A 17,194-nucleotide genomic window follows, 5' to 3' on the forward strand; every position below is an offset into this window, starting at 1 on the left:
AGGATGAAAGTGTTTCTCACGGGAGCATCCGGCTTTGTCGGGCGCGAGATCGCAAATCGATTGATCCGAGCAGGCCATGAGGTTCGCTGCCTAGTCCACAGCAACAGCCAGCTGCCAGACGGCTTGCAGGCGGTACAAGGGGACATCCTGCAAAAAGAGAGCTTGATCAGCGCGATGCGAGGGTGCGAGGCGGTCGTGCATCTGGTCGGCATCATTCGCGAATCCCCGAAACGAGGGGTGACGTTTCAAAAGATCCATGCGGATGGCACGAAAAACATGGTCGATGCGGCGCGAGCAGTCGGGGCACAGCGCTTTTTGCAGATGAGCGCGCTCGGTGCTCGCCACGGCGCCACCAGCCCTTATCACCAGACCAAGTGGTCGGCAGAAGAGCATGTGCGAGCGAGCGGACTCGACTGGACGATCTTCCGCCCTTCGGTGATCTATGGGCCAGGCGACGGATTTGTCTCGCTCTTGGCTGGCGTGTTGCGTCGTGCGCCCTTGTTTCCGATCTTCGGGAACGGTCGATTCCCGCTCTCTCCGGTGGCGCTGCACGATGTTGCGGACGGATTTGTCGGTGCGCTGACAAGGTCGTCGACCAGCGGGCAAGCGTACGAGGTGGGCGGGCCGGAAGCGATCCCGTACCGCGATGTCATCCAGACGATCGGCCGCGCGATCGGCAAGCGAAAAGTACCCACCTTCACCGCACCGATCCCGCTGGTGCGACCTGTCGTATCGCTGATGGAGCGGTTTTCTTTCTTCCCGATCACAAGTTCGATGCTGACGATGTTGGTGGAGGGGAACTCCTGCGATTCGACCCGCTATGCGAGCGAATTCGGACTGTCGCTCACCCGCTTCGCAGAGGGGATCGCCTACGTCAGATGATCTGCCGCAACAGCTTATAGATCTCAAGAATCTCCTCATACTTCATGCGTACCAGACCGCTTGAGGAGGGAGCAACAAAGTCGATCACGCCGTGCACAGCCGAATCTGGTTGAACTCCCCAGGGAATGTTTCTGTGCCCGTTGTATTCCTCATAGACCCCTTTTCCCACAAAGCAGGCGACCTTCGGGCGATACTCAGCGATCAGATCGCGTAGGCGAATCCGCCCCTCCGCATACTCTTTGCGGCTGATCTCATCGGCGCGACGGGTTGGCCGCGACACGATGTTGGTGAAGCCATAGCCGATCGAGAGCAGTTCGCGATCTTCTGTCGGCTTGACCTGATAGTCGGTCAACCCGGCATCGTGGAGGAGCCGCCAAAAGCGATTGCCCCGCCCCGCGTAATTATGACCGATCTCACCGGAGGTGAGCGATGGATTGTAGCCGATAAACAGGACGCGCAACCCAAAAGCGATCGAGTCAGGCAGAACTTGAAAACTGTGATTGTCTGTCATACATGTGCCTCCCATCTTTACACATACTAGGTTCATCTGTCAGGCCAAAGGAGGAGCATCCTGAGATGAACCGTGCGGAAACCGTATTCCAAAATCCTGCATTTGACGATGAGGGCGTCGGTAAGGTCAACAACTTTACTGGAGCAGACCTGACCACCAACACCTATTATTTTCGTCCAGGGCAAGCGCTCGACTTTCAACTGCGCCCTGTCGGCGATCAAGTGTATGTCGTGCTGTCAGGTGAGGGGCAATGCATCCTCGACAACGGTCAGCAAGAGACGATCAGCATCACCACCGGCTCGGTCGTGTATGTGCCGAGCGGTGTGAATGTGAAGATGATCAATACGGGAAGCGGTGAGTTGATCTGTACAGAAGTCTGCCATCCGAGTCACAAGCAGTGACTCACCCTGTTTGTTATGTACAAGGAAAAACCCGACATTCCTTTGTCTCGGATGTCGGGTTTTTCTTTTTTTGTAACATTTGATTAAAAGTTACACTGTTTTCACCTAGTGACTGGCCGGCGCATTGGTCAAATACTTCGTGAGCAATTTCGGCAGATCGAGGGATAGCTTCGAATTGGCAACCACCTCATCACATCCTGCCGCTTCGGCAGCCTCACGAGCTTCAACGTTGACGTGGGGTCCGTAGGCGAGGACAGGAACGCCCGTCTCCTTCGCTCTGGCCACCGTTTGCTGCCAATCGCCCGTCACTGCAGTCAAATCTAAGATGAGGAGCGAAGGATGAATCTCCAGCTTGTCGACAATCTCCTCACTTGATGAGACGAGAATCACATGACCACCGAGTGCGTTCGCCACCTCACCGATGCGGACTGAGAACATTAGATTGCTGACCCAAGCCAAAACAGTTTTAACAGCTTTTTCCATGTACACTCTCCTTTCTCCCCGACGTTGGGAACGATCTTTAAGGTACGTATTATATAGAGTATCGAAAATTTCTGTTCCCTGCAAGTGCCGCCAGCCATTATACTTAACTACAAATTTTATTTACAAAGCGCACTCTTCGATTTCAAAACCCAGATCTTCGATCATCTGCCAATCGCTGGTCGGCTCCTGACCTTGCGTGGTCAGATAATCACCTACAAAGATCGAATTGGCCGCATACAGTCCGAGCGGCTGCAAGGCGCGCAGGTTGATCTCACGCCCGCCAGACAGTCGAATCTCTTTGCTCGGATTGACAAAGCGCATCATCGCGACCGCCTTTAAGCATTTGCGCGGATCGAGATGTTGAGCGCCCTCTAGCGGGGTACCGTCGATCGCATTTAAAAAGTTGACCGGAATCGAATCAGCATCGAGCGCGCGCAAGGAGATGGCGAGCTCGACCAGCTCCCGATCCGATTCGCCCATGCCGATGATCACGCCAGAGCAAGGGGACATGCCCGACTCTTTCGCCTTTTGCACAGTGTCTACACGATCATCATACTCGTGAGTGGTACAGATGTTGCTGTAGTTTTCTTTCGAAGTATTCAAATTGTGGTTGTAGCGATGCACGCCAGAGTCGGACAGCTTTTGTGCATGCTGTTCGGACAAAAAGCCGAGGCAGGCGCAGATTTTCAGCTGGGTGGTCTCCCTGATCTCTTTGACCGCCTCCACCACATGGTCGAGTTCGCGCTCGGAGGGGCGCCTGCCCGACATGACGATACAGTAGGTGCCCGCCTTGCGGTGGATCGCTTCTTGCGCCCCCGCGAGAATCGATTCTTTGGAGAGCAACGCATATTTTTCAACTGGCGCGTCGGAGATGATCGATTGCGAACAGTAGCCACAGTCCTCCGGGCATAGGCCAGATTTCGCATTGATGATCATGTTTAGCTTTACCTTTTTTCCAAAAAAACTCTTGCGAATTTGAAAGGCAGCATGCAGCAGGTCGAGCAGATCATCATCTGGAGCCTCGACGATGCGGAGCGCTTCCGCACGGGTCAACTCGTACCCGCTGAGTACCTGTTCTGCCAATTCGCGATAGTTGATTGCAGTCTGAGTCGTCATCTTTTTCCTCCTGTTGGACCGATCTGTGCGGACAAGGAACAGCGCGTGGCACCAACGTGCACGCTGGTGATCGCCTGTGAATGCTCAGTTCGCATGTCCGCTCGCATTCGATATTTGTCAACCTATTATTTATTATAAGTTGACAATAGAGAAAATTGTACCACTCTCTGCCAATTGGAGCAACAGCAGACCTGCATAAAAAAAGGACAACTTCGCCCGCGCGAAATTGTCCTTGCTGAAACACTTAGAGACATTTAAAGATCGTCCTCTTCCTCATCGCCCTCTTGCGCTTTCGATTGTCGCGATCTTTCAAACAGACGGGGGAAAAGATGATGCGCATCTAAGATCACAAAAGCTAACACGGCAGACATCAAGCCGCTCAAATACATGCCAGCGCCGATCATCAGACCGATCGCAGCGGCGACCCAAAGACCTGCTGCGGTGGTCAGCCCGCGGACAAACCCCCTGCCATCTTTGATAATCGTCCCGGCTCCCAAGAAACCGACCCCTGCCACCACCTGAGCTGCTACACGACCTGGATCGTCTGTCGCACCGGTCGTCGGAAACCCGTATTCGGATGCGAGCGCAAACATACAGGAGCCAAGACAGACCAGCGAATACGTTCGAAATCCTGCACCTGTATGAAATTTGCCCGTCTTCAAATTTTTCTCGCGCTCCATCCCCATGATGGCTCCCGCGATAAACGCAATCAACAGTCGAACAACGACCACATCGATATGAGCAAATTCAGAAACCAGATCATTCCAAATACCTGACACGAGCGAAACACCTCTTCACCAATTATGTTTCGTAAGTATGATCCTACATCATACCATAGAATTGCAATATTGGGTTGTATAATTCGTCAGAATAGTTCATCTACTATGTAATCTCTGGGAAATGTTTCGACCGATCAAAACTGCAAAACCGAAAAGCAGAGGTATGAACCACAACCAACAATTCGAAGGAGGTTTTCCACATGGATTGGGTACAACTGGTCAGCAACTACGGATTCCCCATTGTCGTCAGCCTCTTTTTGCTCATCAAGACACAGCATAAGTTGGAAGAAGTCTCTACCTTGCTAGCCCGCATCGACGAAGCCTTGGATGATCGATAGTTTAGACCTCACCGCCTTATGTTTCAACTCCCAGAGAGAATGAACTGGTCGCAATCCTGCCCCCGAGGATCGCGACCCTTTTTTTGTGCAAGGCTGATCGCTCATCGGTCGATGCCAAAACCGCTCCCATCGCTAACCTGCCCGTTCGTGCGCACAAAAAAAATCGACATATCCCCACTACTATGCCGATCGAATCTCCCTTATGAATTTGTTTTCCGCAGCTCTTTTTCCACGAGGTCTTTAAATCCATACGGCAGTTCCTCTCGGTACGAGCGCACCAGCGTGATCAAGCGCAGAGTGAGCTCCTGTTCGAGATCATGCGCGTCCTTGTGCGGTGCCTGACGAACATACTTTCGGATCAACGGTCGAAAGCGCTGGACCACTTCATTCAGCGCACTCTGGTCGCCCGCTTTGGCTCGCGAGATGAGGGAACGCAGCGATTCGTTGGCCACCAGATCACCATCTTTCCTGACGCGGCTTGGCTTTCTTCGCTTGGACCCCTAGCTGTCTTCTGATCTGTTCAAGCGCCTTTCCCTTGCTCTTGTTGACCGCCTGCTGCGAGATGGAGAGGACGTCTGCCGCCTCCAGTTCGCTCAAGCCCTCCACGAACAGCAGGTGTAACACCAGCTGTTGCTTGGGCGACAGCGTCTGCAAAGCGACGTGAAGCTGCTCGTTCGATGTCAGGTCGGTGAGGTCGATCGTCCGCCCGACCACCCTTTCCTCGACAGACGCCGTGCGATCTGCGAGCAGCGTGACCGCCTCAAAGCCTGTCCCTTCCTCGTCGCTCACCTTTCGATTGAGCAACAGCGGCTCCACCTGTTGCTTCCGTCTCAATCTGCGCAACAGATGCTGAGCTTCATAGTGAATGTGCTTGCGAATAAAGCTGAGGAAGCGCCGTTCGAAATAGTGATCTGCAAAGCGACGCTCCAACTCTTCAGCTTCTCCTTGACAAAACAGGCGCTGGTTTTCCGGCTCTGCCAAAAAACTTTTGAGCAACGGGTTGCTGAATTGCGGTCCAATAGGCAACTGTGCAGGTTGAGTCATTCGGACTCCCTCCTTTTCACTGAAGCTGACAAACCACCTTTCACCAGCAAGATCATCCCATCTTCAGCCACGATTTCGGAATGGATCGAAAGTTTCTATTTAATTATGATTATATACTAACTTTCTCATTTATTCCATTTATTTTGGGCTGTGATCAATTTTTTTCCAACAAAAGCCGAACCTCTCATCAAGGCTCGGCTTTTGTTCACAGCTCTGCACGGATAAAAGCGAAGCGAGAGGCGTGCTCCATCTCATCGGTGATCAGCTCAAAAAAGATGTCGCGCACCCACGGCAAGTTGCTCATCAGGTAGAGATCGCGATACATCTCAGCCGCTTGCAATTCATCTGTAAACGCTTTTCTGATGCCGGTCAGATAGTCGGCCAGCTCTGGTGCCTGCGCGGATGATACGTGTGGCGATTGTCCTGTGATCGTGCTGTACAGCCTGATCAACATCTTTTCGTGTTTCACTTCATCTTCGTACGCATGATCGATCTGCTCTTTTTGAAATTTTGAATTGGCCCTCTCCGCTAGCAGCCGATAGAACTGTTGCGCTTGGCGCTCGTCGCTGATCGCTTGGCGCACCATTCGCAAAAAGCGCGCCTGGTCGGTAAAGGGCGTTTGGGCAGTCCCTGTGCGCTGCGAAACGTGATAGGCAGGGATGGCCGTCCAATAGCCGTAGTCGTACATCGGCAGTATCCTCCCTCGCTACAAGTCCGTTCCCTGTCAACATATTCGCCCGCTTGGAAAACGGTGCCCAGTCCAGCCGAACCGCTACACCGACTCGCCGCACCGCTTGGAAAAAGCGTTCGAGGGCACAAAAAACGACCGATGCACAAGCTTGTACATCGGCCGTTCCTCATAAGAGTCGCTCCAGCATCTGTGCGATCCCGTCGTTGTCATTCGTATCGCAGATCGAGTCGGCGATCGCCTTGAGCTCCAAGTTCGCATTGCCCATCGCCACGCCGAGCCCCGCATATTCGATCATCGCAAAGTCGTTATCCTCATCGCCAAATGCGATCACCTGCTCCCGATTCAGCCCGAGGCTTTCGACGATCAGCGAAAGTCCGGTCGCTTTGTTGACCCCCGCCTTCATCACTTCGATCACATTCCACGGAGTGCCCCAATAGCGGTGTTCGATCAGATCGGCATGATGCTGATGCAGATGTGCTCGCAGGTCGGAGACGACCTCTTCGCGCGCCTGGATCAGCAGGGAGGTCGGATGATCGTGCAGCAGATCGTGGATCGCGCCCACCGCCAGCGGTTGGCGCCCTTCGCCTAAGATGTTCACGATCTTCGCATCGTGTTGCTTTAAGTAAAAATCATCCTTGATCTCCGCCATCACATTGTGAATCCCGAACTGCTCGCAGACGTCTAGCACTTGCAGCGCAGTCGCTCGCTCCAGCGGGAAGTGATGATGGCCCCACTCCTCATCCACCGCATGGTGAACCAGCGCTCCGTTAAAGTTGACCATCGGGGTGTGCAGGCCCAGCTCATGGTAGTAGTTCAAGCTGGCTCGCGGCGGTCGACCGGTCGCGATGACCACATGATGGCCCATTCGCATCGCCTCTTCCAACACCCCTTTCGTGCGAGGCGTGATCTTTTTCTGTTTGTTCAATAATGTTCCGTCCAGATCGAGGGCGATCAGTTTTCGATCACTCTTTCGCATGCATATCCCCCCTATTGCCTAAGTAAACAGATGGTACATGAGCCTCCTACAGGTGTCAAGGTTGTCTCACCTAAAAACTTTTTCTCCTTTTCCACTAAGAAAAGTGACAGAATGAGCGGAGTCTTTCATATGAATGGAGTAGTCACCTAAATTTCGTGGATGAAAGTGTATCAATCTCCCAACTGCGGGACATACAGATAATATACGAGTTTGGAGGCGATAGGAATGGAAACAGTGGAACGTTGGACCACACGATCTGACGCATGGACACCAGACGACGATCTCAAGCTCGCCGAGATCGTGCTGCGTCATATACGAGAAGGCAGCACACAGCTCAACGCGTTCGTAGAGTCGGCTAACCTGCTCGGTCGAACGCCGGCCGCCTGTGGATATCGTTGGAACGGTGTGGTTCGCAAAAGCTACGAAGATAAGATCAAAGAGGCGAAGCTGGCGAAAAAAGAGCGCCTCTCCATTCGCCAACAAGCCAAACAGCGCCGTGTCTACGGCCCAGACCTCGAAGACCCTTCGATCGACGGCATCATCCGCGCGCTAAAAAACCATGAGCGCGAATATTTCAACTTACAGGAGCGGGCGCGTAAACTGGAAGATCGCATAGAGGAGCTGCAAGAGCAACTGAGCGAATTGAGCGAAGAAAACGTTCAGCTGCGCGGCGGCGAACAGGTGCTTTCTCGCTCGACCAGCGAACTGCTCGGACATGATTCGAAAGCATTGCTAGAGATCATGGACCGAGCGAAAAAAATATTGGAGATGGAGCAGCAAGGCTACAAAACGCGCTTTAAGATGGACGATCACGGCAATCTTGAACGGGTCAGCGAATAGCCGCCCCGTCATCCACGAAGAAAAGGGAGGGTCCTAGTAGGACGCTCCCTTTTTATTGGCCGCTTCGTAGTAGTGGATAAAGGAGTAGCTCAGCTCCGCACGGGTTGCATTCTTATTCGGATCGAAGTTCGGATACCACAACCCTTGCTCGTTCGCCACCTGGATGTGACCATCATACCAGTTCTTCTGGTTGGGGCGCGCGAGAGCATCGCCTTCCAGACCGAGCATCCGCACGAGAATCGCCATCACCTCAGCGCCGGTGACATTGCCTGCCGGATCGAACAGGTTGCCCGGCCTGCCGACAATATATTGCTTTTGATAGGCGACGTTGATGTATGGGTTGGACCAGCGATCGAGGCTGACATCGCGAAACTTGGTGATCTTCGGACCGAGCTGATCCTGCAGCTGCAGACCGTTGACCATGATCGTCGAAAACTGCTCGCGGGTCACGTTGTCATTCGGGCCATACGTGCCATCAGGATGGCCGACGACAACGCCCAAGTTGACCAGCTTGATGTTCTCTTCATAATAGGGATGCGAATAGGGCAGATCGGCAAACAGCGGCTGCCACGCGCCCGACTTCCCCGCATATTGCTCGCGCAGCTGCTGATAGACCGACTTCCCTTTTACCAAGTCGGAGAGGGCGAGCGCCACGTTTTGCGTAGACAGGACGTTCGAGTCGCCCCCTTTGCGATAGGCGAACGCGCCATCGCTGTTCCGATAGCTGAGCGTGTTGGTCAGGACGTCCCCACTCCCTTTTTTCCAAGAGCTTGGATCGATCCCGTTCATCAGCAGCGCCTCGATGATGATCGAGTTGCTATCCGGATTTTCGACGCCCTCATTCTTAAATCCGCCGAGCTCCGTCTGATTTTGCTTGAGGTAGAGCAGCGCCTTCTGCACCGCCGGATCGGCCTGATCCAGACCGAGCGCCTTCATCGCGATCAACGCCATCGCCGTCACATCGGTGCCCGATTGCGCCATCCCGACCGACCAGTTGAAGCCGCCATCCGCGTGCTGTTTGGACAGCAGGTAGTCGATCGCCTTTTGCTTGTTGGGGATCTCCACACCCGCCGCATAGAGCGCGATGATGCCATAGATGTGCGAGTTGAGCAAGTCTTCGCCAAACCCGTAGATCGTGTCGGCAAATTTCCCGTTCTGCTGCTGGGAGGAGAGCACCGCTTGCACCAGGTCGCGCCGGCCGTAAGCGCGCGGGTTTTTCCCCGCTGCCAGCGCCCCGAGCAAGGTGCTCTCAAAGTCGGTGGTCGCGTCGGAGATGTTCAGATTTTTCTTCAAGTCTGCTTCGCGCCACGTCACGCCGTTCTGTCCGGTCGAGGTGCTCCAGCGGGCGCTCGTCGGAGATTCGCCAGCCGCATAGAGCGTCAGCGCCGGCCAGTCCATCACATAGCGGAAGTTGTTCACCTTATACTTGCTGTGCAGATAGGAGATCGCCCCATCGCGCTGTTGAATCAGTTCGGCGTTTGTCGCCGCATTCGCCGCTTGTAAGGGCGAGAGCATCACCGCAAGCGTCACCGCAGACAGGGTGAATCGCTTAGCCAGTTTTCGTTTCAACATGATGTTGCACCTCCAGTGTGGTCGTCGTAAGTTTCTTGCGAAAGCGGTAGAGGATCGGCAGAAAGGAGCGGGTCAGCAGCAGGGCGAACAGCACGTTTGCCGATGCGTGCGACACGTCAAACCAAAAGCTCGCCGCGTTGGCCGCCAGAAAGGTTTTGAAGGTGAGCGGGAAAAAGGTGGTCAGCCACACCCAGCAGTTCATGATCCAGCCGAAGAGGAACCCCCAGATCGCCCCGAACACGGCGAGCTCAAGCGGGCGGACGCTCTCACCGCGCCACCTGCCATAAAGCCCTGCTGTCGCCCCGACCAGCCCCCAGGCGAGCATCTGCCACGGCGTCCACGGGCCCTGACCGAAAAACATGTTCGAGACGACCGCGACGGTCGACCCGACCATAAATCCGGCGCGCGGGCCGAAGACAAATCCGGCGAGCAGGATCAGGTAGGTGGTCGGCTTGAAGTTGGGAAAGGGCGCGAAGATGATGCGTCCGACGACGGCGAGCGCCGCCAAAGAGGCGATCAGCGCCATCTCTTTGGACGAGACTTTCGCCCGTTCGAACCGCAGATAGAACAGTCCGAGCCCGAGAAAGAGCATCGCGAACGAGGTGACCGCCCAGTTCAGATCTTCTGTCGGCCACAGCTCATAGGCGAGCAAGACGACCGCTGCGGTGAGCAGGATGATCAGGAGGGAAAACGCGTTTCGCTTCACAGGCTGCGCTCCTTTTTCGTCAGAATGTTCACCCCGTCTTCCAGCGTGATCACATCGCCTGCCGACACTCCGCGGAAGACGCGGCCGATCTGTGGCGCATAGAACATGCCGCGGGCGAACATCTCTTGCGGCGTGCCTGCTGCCGCCACCGCCCCATCGTCGATCAGCACGGCGAAATGCGCATGTTCGGCGGCGAACTCCACATCGTGCGTGATCAGCACGACGGTGCCCCCGCGCTGCACGTAGTCGCGCAGATAGCGTCCGAGGTTGTCCTTCTGCCCGGCATCCAACCCGCGCGTCGGCTCGTCGAGCAACAGGAGTTTCGGATGCTGCACCAGCACAGCTGCCAAGGCGGCGCGCTGACGCTCCCCACCGCTCAGATCGCGAGGGTTGCGGTCTTTGTGTCCCAGCAGCCCGAGGCTGTCCAGCACGGCCGAGATCTCGCGCTCCGCCGCCTCCCCCTCTGTCGGCAGCCCGACCATCTCGCGCGAGAATTGGCACTCCTGCCACAGCGTGTCATGGAAGAGATAGTCGCTCGGATTTTGCGAGAGATAGCCCACAGTGCCTGCGAGATCTGCCGGATCGAGCGATGCGGTCGCTCGCCCCTCGACCTCCACCGCTCCTGCGCTCGGCTTGAGCAGCGCGATAAAATGGCGAAGCAACGTGCTCTTCCCCGCTCCATTCGCCCCGAGGATCGTCGTGATCGTCCCGCGATCGATCTGCAGGGTGAGCTCTTTTAACACCTCATCTTCGCCCGGATAGGCGAAGGAGACGCCAAGCGCCCGCAGTGCGGCTTGCTCCTCCGCTCGCTTCTGCCCCCACCGGTCGCGCAGCCGAGCGAACAGGCTGCTCTTGCGCTCCACTGCGAAGGCCGGCTCTTCCGGTCGAAGCTGTTCGGCGACGATCTGCCGCGCCGCTTTGACGGTCAGCGGGCGCTCCGGCAGCTCTGCCGCCACGAACAGGCGGGTGACGGGCGGCAACAGCTCCGGCCGGCACTCTGCCGCATAGGTGGCAAACCCGGCTGGGTCGCCATCATACTCGATGCGCCCCCCATCCATCGCGGTCACGCGGTCTGCCAGATGCAGCACGCGATCCAAGCGCTGTTCGACGAGGATGACAGTCAGGCCGAGCTCTTCGTTCAGCCGCTTGATCAGGTCTAAGATCTCCTGAGCTGTGCCCGGATCGAGCTGCGAGGTCGGCTCGTCGAGCAGCAGCACATCAGGCTGAAGCGCCATCACCGAGGCGATCGCCACCTTTTGCTTTTCGCCGCCGGAGAGATCTGCCGTCTTCTGCCGCCGCAGATCGGTCAGGTCGAAAAAGGCCATCACCTCTGCCACTCGGCGTCTCATCTCCGCCTGCGGAACTTGCAAGTTCTCCAGCCCAAAGGCGATCTCGCGCTCCACCTCGCTCATCACGAGCTGCTTTTCCGGATCTTGAAAGACCATGCCGATATGGCGTGCGATCTTTCGCTCCGCAAAGTCGCTCAGCAAGGCGTTGCGAAAGCGCGCACTCCCGGCGATCGTCCCGCCATAAAACTCGGGCACCAGCCCGTTCATCGCGCGCAGCAACGTCGATTTGCCGCAGCCGGAGCGCCCGGCGAGCACGACGAATTCGCCACGCCGCACCGCCCATGTCAGCTGGTCGAGCGCGGGTGACTGCGCATCCGGATAGGTATAGGTCAGGTCGGTCAGTTGTAGTTCGAGAGCTGCCATCTAATCGGTTCTCCTTTTCACGAGCACAGGTGGGAGGATGAGCAAGAGGGCGAGCAGGAGCGCCCCTCCAGACGTCCAACCGCCAGCTGCGAGCATCGGCGAGAGGCGGGGGTAAAAATCGAAGCTGGCCGCGCCGATCGACAGCAGCGCGATCATCAGCGCGAGCGCTGCGAGCATCCCCGCCCAGATCAGCAGGTCGAGCCGCCGCCAGCGCTCCCGCGTATAGGAGCTGCGGTGGCGCGACCCGAAACCGCGCGCCTCCATCGATTCGGCAACCTGCCACGACCCTTCGAGCGAAGAGATCAGCAGGACGTTGAGCATCAGGCTGTGCTTTTTGATCCGCTCGCGGGTTGAACCTTCCTGAAAGCGCACCCCTCTGCTCTGCATCACTTCGCCCACGCTCTTCGCCTGTTCGGTCAGGTAGGGGATCAGGCGAGCGGTCAGCATGGCGACGACCGCCGATCTGCCCGCCCATTTTGCCATCAGCCCGAGCGCGCGGTCTGGAGACAGCCAGGCGAGATAGAGATTGCCCGCGCCGAGCACGACGAGCAGGCGCAGCACCATGACGATGCCGAACAGGATCGCCTCCAGGGTGATGCGCAGCGCCCCCAAGACGGGAATTCGCGGTCCGTCGAACAGGATCGTCGCACCGTCTTTGGAGATCAGCACGTTGAGCGCGAGGATGATCAGCAGCAAGGGCCAAGCGTAGCGCATCGTTTTCAAAAAAGTTCTCGCCCCTCCGCTCGTCAGCAGCGCGCAGATCGTGACGCCGAACAGGGCGAGCAGATAGAGCGGGTGCCCGGTGAGCAGCGCCATCATCATCAACAGCAGCGGATAGATGGCGAGCGTCAGCGCATGCAGCCGTTCGAAGCGCCTCATGGTGCGACCGGAATGCCGACCGCTGTGCTGCCGCTCAGCACGATGCCCACCTTGCCGCGCAGCTTGCTTCCTCCGCTGGTCATCGTATTGACCGCTTCGTCGAGCGCCGCGTCGTTCACGCCGATCAACAGCCAGGTCGGCGTGGTATCGCCATTGCCCGTTCCGGTCGCGACGACCATCGCCTGCCCGGCTTTGCCGCTCTCATCCCCTGTATAGTCGAGCATTTGCACCGCTCCATCCTTCACTTTTGCATAGATGCCGGTGCGCGTTGGGCTGCTCATCACGTCCTGTACGGAAGAGTGGTCTTCCAGCTCCGACCAGAGGCCGAGCAGGATCACGTTGGTCGTGTTTTCGATCAAGGTCTGGTTGCGATACGACGCGGTGCTCACGCCCTGCGCGCCTTGTCCGCGCAAGGCGGATGCCAAGCGATCCGCATCATCAGCATGGCCGTCGCTGTAGTAGATGACAGTCCCCGGTCGCGCGCCTTCATATCCGCTCGTGAACGGATGCGGGTAAGAGGCGACGACCGCTGGCGTGTTCGATCCGCTGCCCGACCAGTCATGGTAATCCCACCAGACGCTGGCCGAGTTTTTCGCCGCATATGCGTCCGCCCCCACGCTTGAGACCACCCCGTTCACGTAGTAAAACCAGTCCCGTTTTTTCCGCGTGAAGATCGACTTATCGGTGTAGCCAGACTTGACTCCGTTGATGCTGTTGACGAAGCTGCCGCCGTACGCCGTCTCGATTTCGAGATGTTGGCGCATCACATCCATCACCGACTCGCCGCCGTAGTAGCTGACCGAGCGGTTAAACTCGGAAACGGCGCCAAAATTGTGGGTGACGAGCATCTGCAAGTTGCCCGCCGGCTGCTTTTTGCCAGGTGATGGCTGCTGCGGTGCGGTCGAACCACCGTTCGCCGGCTTGCTCGCATTCGAGCCTTTCGAAGCGTCAGGCTTGTCGCTCTTGGCCGGCGGGGTATTGTTGCCGGCAGCCGCCCCGGCTTGCTCGTTCGGTTTTGTATCTTCCGCCTGCTGCTGCTCTTGGTCTTTTTGTTCCGCTTCCTTTTCAGGCTGCTCTTGCTCGGGGAGCTGGACGACGACCTGCTCCGGCAAATTCCCTTCCTGCTGTTTGCTCGACTCGCTTTGGCTGCCACATCCGGTGATCATCAAGGCGAGCGCAAGAAAAAGTCCAAGCTGTGAGGTGAGCTTCATGGCGCACTTTCCTCCTGTTCAATGGTAAAAAGAGGGGGAGGCTCTTCACAGAGCCTCTCCCGTACAGCGTACTATTTATTCGTTCCGTTCATGACATTCACGATCGCAGTCGAAACTTCAGCTCGCGAAGCGGTCGCATGCGGGCGGAACGTTCCTTCCGCATCGCCGCTCATCAGGCCAAACTCGACGGCCGCTCTGACGAACGGACGCGCCCAGCTGCTGACATCTCCCCGATCCTGGAAGCTCAGCTCCTGCATGTTCGAGGTCGGTTCGATCCCGGCGAAGCGAACGAGCACGACGGCCAGCTCTTCGCGAGTCAGACCTGCGCTCGGACGGAAGGTGCCTTCCTTGTCCCCGCTCATGTACCCTTTGCGAACGACCGTCTCAATGAACGTCTGGTACGCGTTTTGGTTCACATCGCGGAAAGAAGCGGGGCCGCCCAAGTTCAGGTCACCGCTGGACAGCGCCAAAATCTTGGTCAGCTCGCCGCGGGTGACCGGACGCTTCGGTTGAAACTCTCCGTTGCCCGAGCCGATGACGATCCCCTTTTTCGCGAGCGCAAGGATCGATTCGTTCGCCCAGTCAACGCCTTGCAGGTCGGTGAAAGAGGCGTTCGGGTTGCCGACGAGCAGGTTGAGGCGACCGGTACGAATCAATTGCGGAACGCCCGTCTGCTGATCGACTTTGTCGATCTCCAGCTGGAGCAGTCCCGGCTGATCTGCCTTGAGCGTGGCGACACCGTCTGCGCCCGTCTGCCAAAGCGTCTCCGCTGTGCCCGCCTTCTGAACGGCCGCACCCTCTACGTCGACGGTGGTGACGGTCGGATTCCATTCCTCATCATAGGTGGTCTGCTCCGCCGTCACCTTGACGGTGAACGATTCGCCGACAGCAGGCGTGGTCGTCGAGAAGCTGACTTGCGGGAAGAGCGTCTGCGTGTAGTCATAATAGCCCCAGACCACCTCATCGCCATCGTGGATCTCCGATGCATCAGCAGAGATGTCCGGCGCTTTCCCGTTGACCCAGACCGACCAGCCGGCATTCGCGTTGAGATCTTTTTCTCCCAGCGTGCCGATCTTGGAGATGTAGGAGCCGAAGGAAACCGTCTTCGCCTCATAGGTGAGCTTCTGCTCGCTGAGCAGTTTCATCAGCGCGCCCATCGCGGTCGGCTTCTGCATCGTGATCGTTTCACCGACCGTGTTGGTGAACGAAGCGGAGCCGACGTTTAACACCTTCTCCTCATGCATGCCGTTTAATCCGGCCACCCGGACCTTGACGGTCGTCAGGCTATCATCTGCTGCCAGCACAGCTCCCGTCTGCGGAATGAGCAGGGAGGTCGCCAGCAGGACGCCAGCAGAAATCTTTGTGATGCGCTTAGCCATTAGTCATTCTCCTCTCAGGAATCATTTGGAAAACGGATCTCGTAAAAAAACTCCTGCCGCATGGTCAGGAGTTGAAGGCTCTTAGAATCAGGATCTTTTGATGACGCCAAGCTGCAAGATGACCTGGTTCCTGTACCTTCCCTCCGAAAGCACGTAGGACTGCGATTGGAAGAAGGTTTCCTGACTCACGGGTCTGCCGCCAGCTCACACCTTCTCATCCGAACGGACAATGGCATCTGTGAGCGCGTCACCGTATACAGTAGCGGGGGCTGCAGTGGATTTGCACCACTTTCCCTACTCTTCCAGTCTCAGTGGTAGTTTATCATTTCGCTTTGGCTTGGACAAGCAAAAAGACCAGCCGACAGCGGGCTGGTCTTTCCTGTGCTCGTCTCTACTGCTCTTCGAAGCGATCCTTCCGCATCTCCGGAACGGCGCCGAGCGGAAGAAATGCCGCCCGGGAGTTGATCAGCGAATGGTCGATCAGCGAGTTGTAGTTGTGCACCATGTCGAGCACCTTTTTAAAATCTGCTTCCGAGTTGAACTCGCCTTGCAGATGAGTGTCGAACAGCGAGGCGGCAAACTGTCTGTCCGCCTTCGCCTTGTTGACAGCAGCTTCCAGCTTCTCGGCCATGACGGTGTTGCCGAGCGCCCGCATGCCCTTCAGCTCAAGGCTGAAGGCGCCGACCGCAAAGTTGGCAGCTGCGACAGCCGCTTGGATCACCATAAATTCGTTCGAGCGAAAAATTGCTTCGTTAAGCATCTCTTGTTCACCTCAAGTTGGAGTGCAATCTTGCTCTCATCTTAGCGGAGCGGGAAACGGAGGTCAAATCCTCCCTGCGGCAAGCGCGTTTCCGCCCTAGTTGATCAGCGAGTATCCCCCGTCGATGATCAGCGTCTGCCCGACGATCATCTTCGCCTGTTCGGTGCAGAGGAAGTGCACCGCATCGGCGATGTCCTCCGGCGTGACCATGCGGCCAGCAGGCGTGCGGCTGATCGCGTCGTTGATCATCTCCTCGCGGTTCGGAAAGTGCGTCAGCGCGTCTGTGTCGACAGCCGCTCCCGACACCGCGTTGACGATGATGTTCTTATGAGCAAGCTCTGCTCCGAGATAGCGCGTGAGCGATTCGAGCGCCGCTTTCGAAGTGCCGACACAGGTGTAATTTTTCAAGGCGAAGCGACTGCCGAGCGAAGAGATCGAGACGATCGCACCGCCCCCACGCTGCTCCATCAGCGGAACGGCCCGCTGTGCGAGGAACAGCAGCGCCTTCGCGTTGATGTTCAGCGTCCAATCCCAGTGCTTCTCCTCCACTTCCATCGCCGGAAGCTGCACGCCAGACGCGGCGTTGGAGACCAGAATATCAAGCCCGCCCATCGTCTCCTTGATCTCTTCGAACAGCTGGTCGATCTTGTCGAGGTCGCCGACGTTCGCTTTGACGATGTGACATTTCCGCCCCATGATCTCGATCAGCTTTTGCGTCTCTTCCGCAGGTTTGCGGTTGCGGAAGAAGTTGATCACGATGTCTGCGCCTTCCGATGCGAGCTTGAGCGCGATCGATTTGCCGATGCCGCGAGATCCGCCGGTGATCAGCGCTGTTTTTCCTGTGAGTGTGGTCATGATGAGGTCCCCTCCATTAGTAGCTGGTAGTAGGAGTAAGTATAGCATAAGGTTGTTCG

20 protein-coding genes and 1 riboswitch are annotated in these 17,194 nt (G+C 56.9%); of the genes, 4 read left to right on the forward strand and 16 right to left on the reverse strand.

The annotated features are described in order from the left end of the window. Window positions 1-3 precede the first annotated feature (3 nt). A complete protein-coding gene (locus tag ACFSOY_RS05940; RefSeq protein WP_386044757.1) occupies window positions 4-882 on the forward strand; it encodes a complex I NDUFA9 subunit family protein in 879 nt (292 codons plus the stop codon). On the opposite strand, the gene ACFSOY_RS05945 is transcribed toward ACFSOY_RS05940, so the two are convergent. Next, a complete protein-coding gene (locus tag ACFSOY_RS05945; protein ID WP_386044759.1) occupies window positions 875-1,393 on the reverse strand; it encodes a mismatch-specific DNA-glycosylase in 519 nt (172 codons plus the stop codon). The two genes, ACFSOY_RS05940 and ACFSOY_RS05945, sit on opposite strands and share 8 nt — an antisense overlap. A 65-nt stretch (window positions 1,394-1,458) precedes the next feature. Here ACFSOY_RS05945 and ACFSOY_RS05950 point away from each other — a divergent pair, with 65 nt between their 5' ends. Further along, window positions 1,459-1,794, forward strand: a complete 336-nt coding sequence (locus ACFSOY_RS05950; protein ID WP_386044760.1) for a cupin domain-containing protein — start codon at window positions 1,459-1,461, stop codon at window positions 1,792-1,794. Window positions 1,795-1,899: 105 nt separating this feature from the next. Here the strand turns inward: ACFSOY_RS05950 and ACFSOY_RS05955 are convergent, their stop codons facing one another. From ACFSOY_RS05955 to ACFSOY_RS05965, 3 genes are all read right to left on the reverse strand, one after another. Beyond that, on the reverse strand, window positions 1,900-2,277 hold the full coding sequence (locus ACFSOY_RS05955; RefSeq protein ID WP_386044761.1) for a hypothetical protein: 378 nt from the start codon (window positions 2,275-2,277) through the stop codon (window positions 1,900-1,902). A 120-nt stretch (window positions 2,278-2,397) separates the two neighbouring features. Continuing rightward, on the reverse strand, window positions 2,398-3,393 hold the full coding sequence (gene bioB / locus ACFSOY_RS05960) for a biotin synthase BioB (RefSeq protein WP_386044763.1): 996 nt from the start codon (window positions 3,391-3,393) through the stop codon (window positions 2,398-2,400). A 254-nt stretch (window positions 3,394-3,647) separates the two neighbouring features. Continuing rightward, complete coding sequence (locus ACFSOY_RS05965) at window positions 3,648-4,172, reverse strand: MgtC/SapB family protein (RefSeq protein ID WP_386044765.1); 525 nt, start codon at window positions 4,170-4,172, stop codon at window positions 3,648-3,650. A gap of 200 nt (window positions 4,173-4,372) precedes the next feature. Here ACFSOY_RS05965 and ACFSOY_RS05970 point away from each other — a divergent pair, with 200 nt between their 5' ends. Then, window positions 4,373-4,510, forward strand: coding sequence for a YvrJ family protein (locus tag ACFSOY_RS05970; RefSeq protein ID WP_386044767.1), 138 nt, complete (start codon window positions 4,373-4,375; stop codon window positions 4,508-4,510). Between the two features lie 200 nt (window positions 4,511-4,710). Here the strand turns inward: ACFSOY_RS05970 and ACFSOY_RS05975 are convergent, their stop codons facing one another. The 4 genes from ACFSOY_RS05975 to ACFSOY_RS05990 form a co-directional block, all read right to left on the reverse strand. Beyond that, window positions 4,711-4,962, reverse strand: coding sequence for a helix-turn-helix domain-containing protein (locus ACFSOY_RS05975; protein WP_386044769.1), 252 nt, complete (start codon window positions 4,960-4,962; stop codon window positions 4,711-4,713). Between the two features lie 4 nt (window positions 4,963-4,966). Continuing rightward, window positions 4,967-5,554: an RNA polymerase sigma factor gene (locus ACFSOY_RS05980; RefSeq protein WP_386044771.1), complete on the reverse strand. Its 588-nt coding sequence runs from the start codon at window positions 5,552-5,554 to the stop codon at window positions 4,967-4,969. A gap of 205 nt (window positions 5,555-5,759) precedes the next feature. Next, entirely contained in the window at window positions 5,760-6,242 is a 483-nt protein-coding gene (locus tag ACFSOY_RS05985; RefSeq protein WP_386044773.1) for a ferritin family protein, read from the reverse strand. A 169-nt stretch (window positions 6,243-6,411) separates the two neighbouring features. Then, a complete protein-coding gene (locus ACFSOY_RS05990; protein WP_386044775.1) occupies window positions 6,412-7,221 on the reverse strand; it encodes a Cof-type HAD-IIB family hydrolase in 810 nt (269 codons plus the stop codon). Window positions 7,222-7,446: 225 nt separating this feature from the next. Here ACFSOY_RS05990 and ACFSOY_RS05995 point away from each other — a divergent pair, with 225 nt between their 5' ends. Beyond that, a complete protein-coding gene (locus tag ACFSOY_RS05995) occupies window positions 7,447-8,061 on the forward strand; it encodes an RsfA family transcriptional regulator (protein WP_386044776.1) in 615 nt (204 codons plus the stop codon). Window positions 8,062-8,094: 33 nt separating this feature from the next. On the opposite strand, the gene ACFSOY_RS06000 is transcribed toward ACFSOY_RS05995, so the two are convergent. From ACFSOY_RS06000 to fabL, 8 genes are all read right to left on the reverse strand, one after another. Next, window positions 8,095-9,633, reverse strand: coding sequence for an S-layer homology domain-containing protein (locus ACFSOY_RS06000; RefSeq protein WP_386044778.1), 1,539 nt, complete (start codon window positions 9,631-9,633; stop codon window positions 8,095-8,097). Next, complete coding sequence (locus tag ACFSOY_RS06005; RefSeq protein ID WP_386044780.1) at window positions 9,611-10,339, reverse strand: ECF transporter S component; 729 nt, start codon at window positions 10,337-10,339, stop codon at window positions 9,611-9,613. Before ACFSOY_RS06005 ends, ACFSOY_RS06000 begins: the two co-directional genes overlap by 23 nt. Beyond that, a complete protein-coding gene (locus ACFSOY_RS06010) occupies window positions 10,336-12,051 on the reverse strand; it encodes an ABC transporter ATP-binding protein (RefSeq protein WP_386044782.1) in 1,716 nt (571 codons plus the stop codon). Before ACFSOY_RS06010 ends, ACFSOY_RS06005 begins: the two co-directional genes overlap by 4 nt. Further along, the gene (locus ACFSOY_RS06015; protein ID WP_386044784.1) at window positions 12,052-12,930 is read right to left on the reverse strand and encodes an energy-coupling factor transporter transmembrane component T; all 879 of its coding nucleotides are present in this window, start codon (window positions 12,928-12,930) and stop codon (window positions 12,052-12,054) included. It abuts the gene before it with no gap. Beyond that, on the reverse strand, window positions 12,927-14,141 hold the full coding sequence (locus ACFSOY_RS06020; RefSeq protein ID WP_386044786.1) for a DUF4430 domain-containing protein: 1,215 nt from the start codon (window positions 14,139-14,141) through the stop codon (window positions 12,927-12,929). Before ACFSOY_RS06020 ends, ACFSOY_RS06015 begins: the two co-directional genes overlap by 4 nt. 71 nt (window positions 14,142-14,212) lie before the next feature. Then, window positions 14,213-15,520 carry an S-layer homology domain-containing protein gene (locus ACFSOY_RS06025; protein ID WP_386044788.1) on the reverse strand — a complete coding sequence of 436 codons (1,308 nt, stop codon included), beginning with the start codon at window positions 15,518-15,520 and terminating at the stop codon, window positions 14,213-14,215. A gap of 153 nt (window positions 15,521-15,673) precedes the next feature. Further along, window positions 15,674-15,876: riboswitch (cobalamin riboswitch) on the reverse strand. Between the two features lie 35 nt (window positions 15,877-15,911). Beyond that, window positions 15,912-16,280, reverse strand: coding sequence for a hypothetical protein (locus ACFSOY_RS06030; RefSeq protein WP_386044791.1), 369 nt, complete (start codon window positions 16,278-16,280; stop codon window positions 15,912-15,914). 96 nt (window positions 16,281-16,376) lie between these two features. After that, on the reverse strand, window positions 16,377-17,135 hold the full coding sequence (gene fabL / locus ACFSOY_RS06035) for an enoyl-[acyl-carrier-protein] reductase FabL (protein ID WP_386044792.1): 759 nt from the start codon (window positions 17,133-17,135) through the stop codon (window positions 16,377-16,379). Between the last annotated feature and the right edge of the window lie 59 nt (window positions 17,136-17,194).

It is taken from the genome of Tumebacillus lipolyticus (genome assembly GCF_042682745.1).
Lineage (GTDB): Bacteria > Bacillota > Bacilli > Tumebacillales > Tumebacillaceae > Tumebacillus_A > Tumebacillus_A lipolyticus.

What these genes read in the sequence shown, in the direction of transcription:
- ACFSOY_RS05940 (WP_386044757.1), top strand. Translation starts at nt 4, where the DNA reads ATGAAAGTGTTTCTCACGGGAGCATCCGGCTTTGTCGGGCGCGAGATC.
- ACFSOY_RS05945 (WP_386044759.1), bottom strand. Translation starts at nt 1,393, where the DNA reads ATGACAGACAATCACAGTTTTCAAGTTCTGCCTGACTCGATCGCTTTT.
- ACFSOY_RS05950 (WP_386044760.1), top strand. Translation starts at nt 1,459, where the DNA reads ATGAACCGTGCGGAAACCGTATTCCAAAATCCTGCATTTGACGATGAG.
- ACFSOY_RS05955 (WP_386044761.1), bottom strand. Translation starts at nt 2,277, where the DNA reads ATGGAAAAAGCTGTTAAAACTGTTTTGGCTTGGGTCAGCAATCTAATG.
- bioB (WP_386044763.1), bottom strand. Translation starts at nt 3,393, where the DNA reads ATGACGACTCAGACTGCAATCAACTATCGCGAATTGGCAGAACAGGTA.
- ACFSOY_RS05970 (WP_386044767.1), top strand. Translation starts at nt 4,373, where the DNA reads ATGGATTGGGTACAACTGGTCAGCAACTACGGATTCCCCATTGTCGTC.
- ACFSOY_RS05980 (WP_386044771.1), bottom strand. Translation starts at nt 5,554, where the DNA reads ATGACTCAACCTGCACAGTTGCCTATTGGACCGCAATTCAGCAACCCG.
- ACFSOY_RS05985 (WP_386044773.1), bottom strand. Translation starts at nt 6,242, where the DNA reads ATGTACGACTACGGCTATTGGACGGCCATCCCTGCCTATCACGTTTCG.
- ACFSOY_RS05990 (WP_386044775.1), bottom strand. Translation starts at nt 7,221, where the DNA reads ATGCGAAAGAGTGATCGAAAACTGATCGCCCTCGATCTGGACGGAACA.
- ACFSOY_RS05995 (WP_386044776.1), top strand. Translation starts at nt 7,447, where the DNA reads ATGGAAACAGTGGAACGTTGGACCACACGATCTGACGCATGGACACCA.
- ACFSOY_RS06000 (WP_386044778.1), bottom strand. Translation starts at nt 9,633, where the DNA reads ATGTTGAAACGAAAACTGGCTAAGCGATTCACCCTGTCTGCGGTGACG.
- ACFSOY_RS06010 (WP_386044782.1), bottom strand. Translation starts at nt 12,051, where the DNA reads ATGGCAGCTCTCGAACTACAACTGACCGACCTGACCTATACCTATCCG.
- ACFSOY_RS06015 (WP_386044784.1), bottom strand. Translation starts at nt 12,930, where the DNA reads ATGAGGCGCTTCGAACGGCTGCATGCGCTGACGCTCGCCATCTATCCG.
- ACFSOY_RS06020 (WP_386044786.1), bottom strand. Translation starts at nt 14,141, where the DNA reads ATGAAGCTCACCTCACAGCTTGGACTTTTTCTTGCGCTCGCCTTGATG.
- ACFSOY_RS06025 (WP_386044788.1), bottom strand. Translation starts at nt 15,520, where the DNA reads ATGGCTAAGCGCATCACAAAGATTTCTGCTGGCGTCCTGCTGGCGACC.
- ACFSOY_RS06030 (WP_386044791.1), bottom strand. Translation starts at nt 16,280, where the DNA reads ATGCTTAACGAAGCAATTTTTCGCTCGAACGAATTTATGGTGATCCAA.
- fabL (WP_386044792.1), bottom strand. Translation starts at nt 17,135, where the DNA reads ATGACCACACTCACAGGAAAAACAGCGCTGATCACCGGCGGATCTCGC.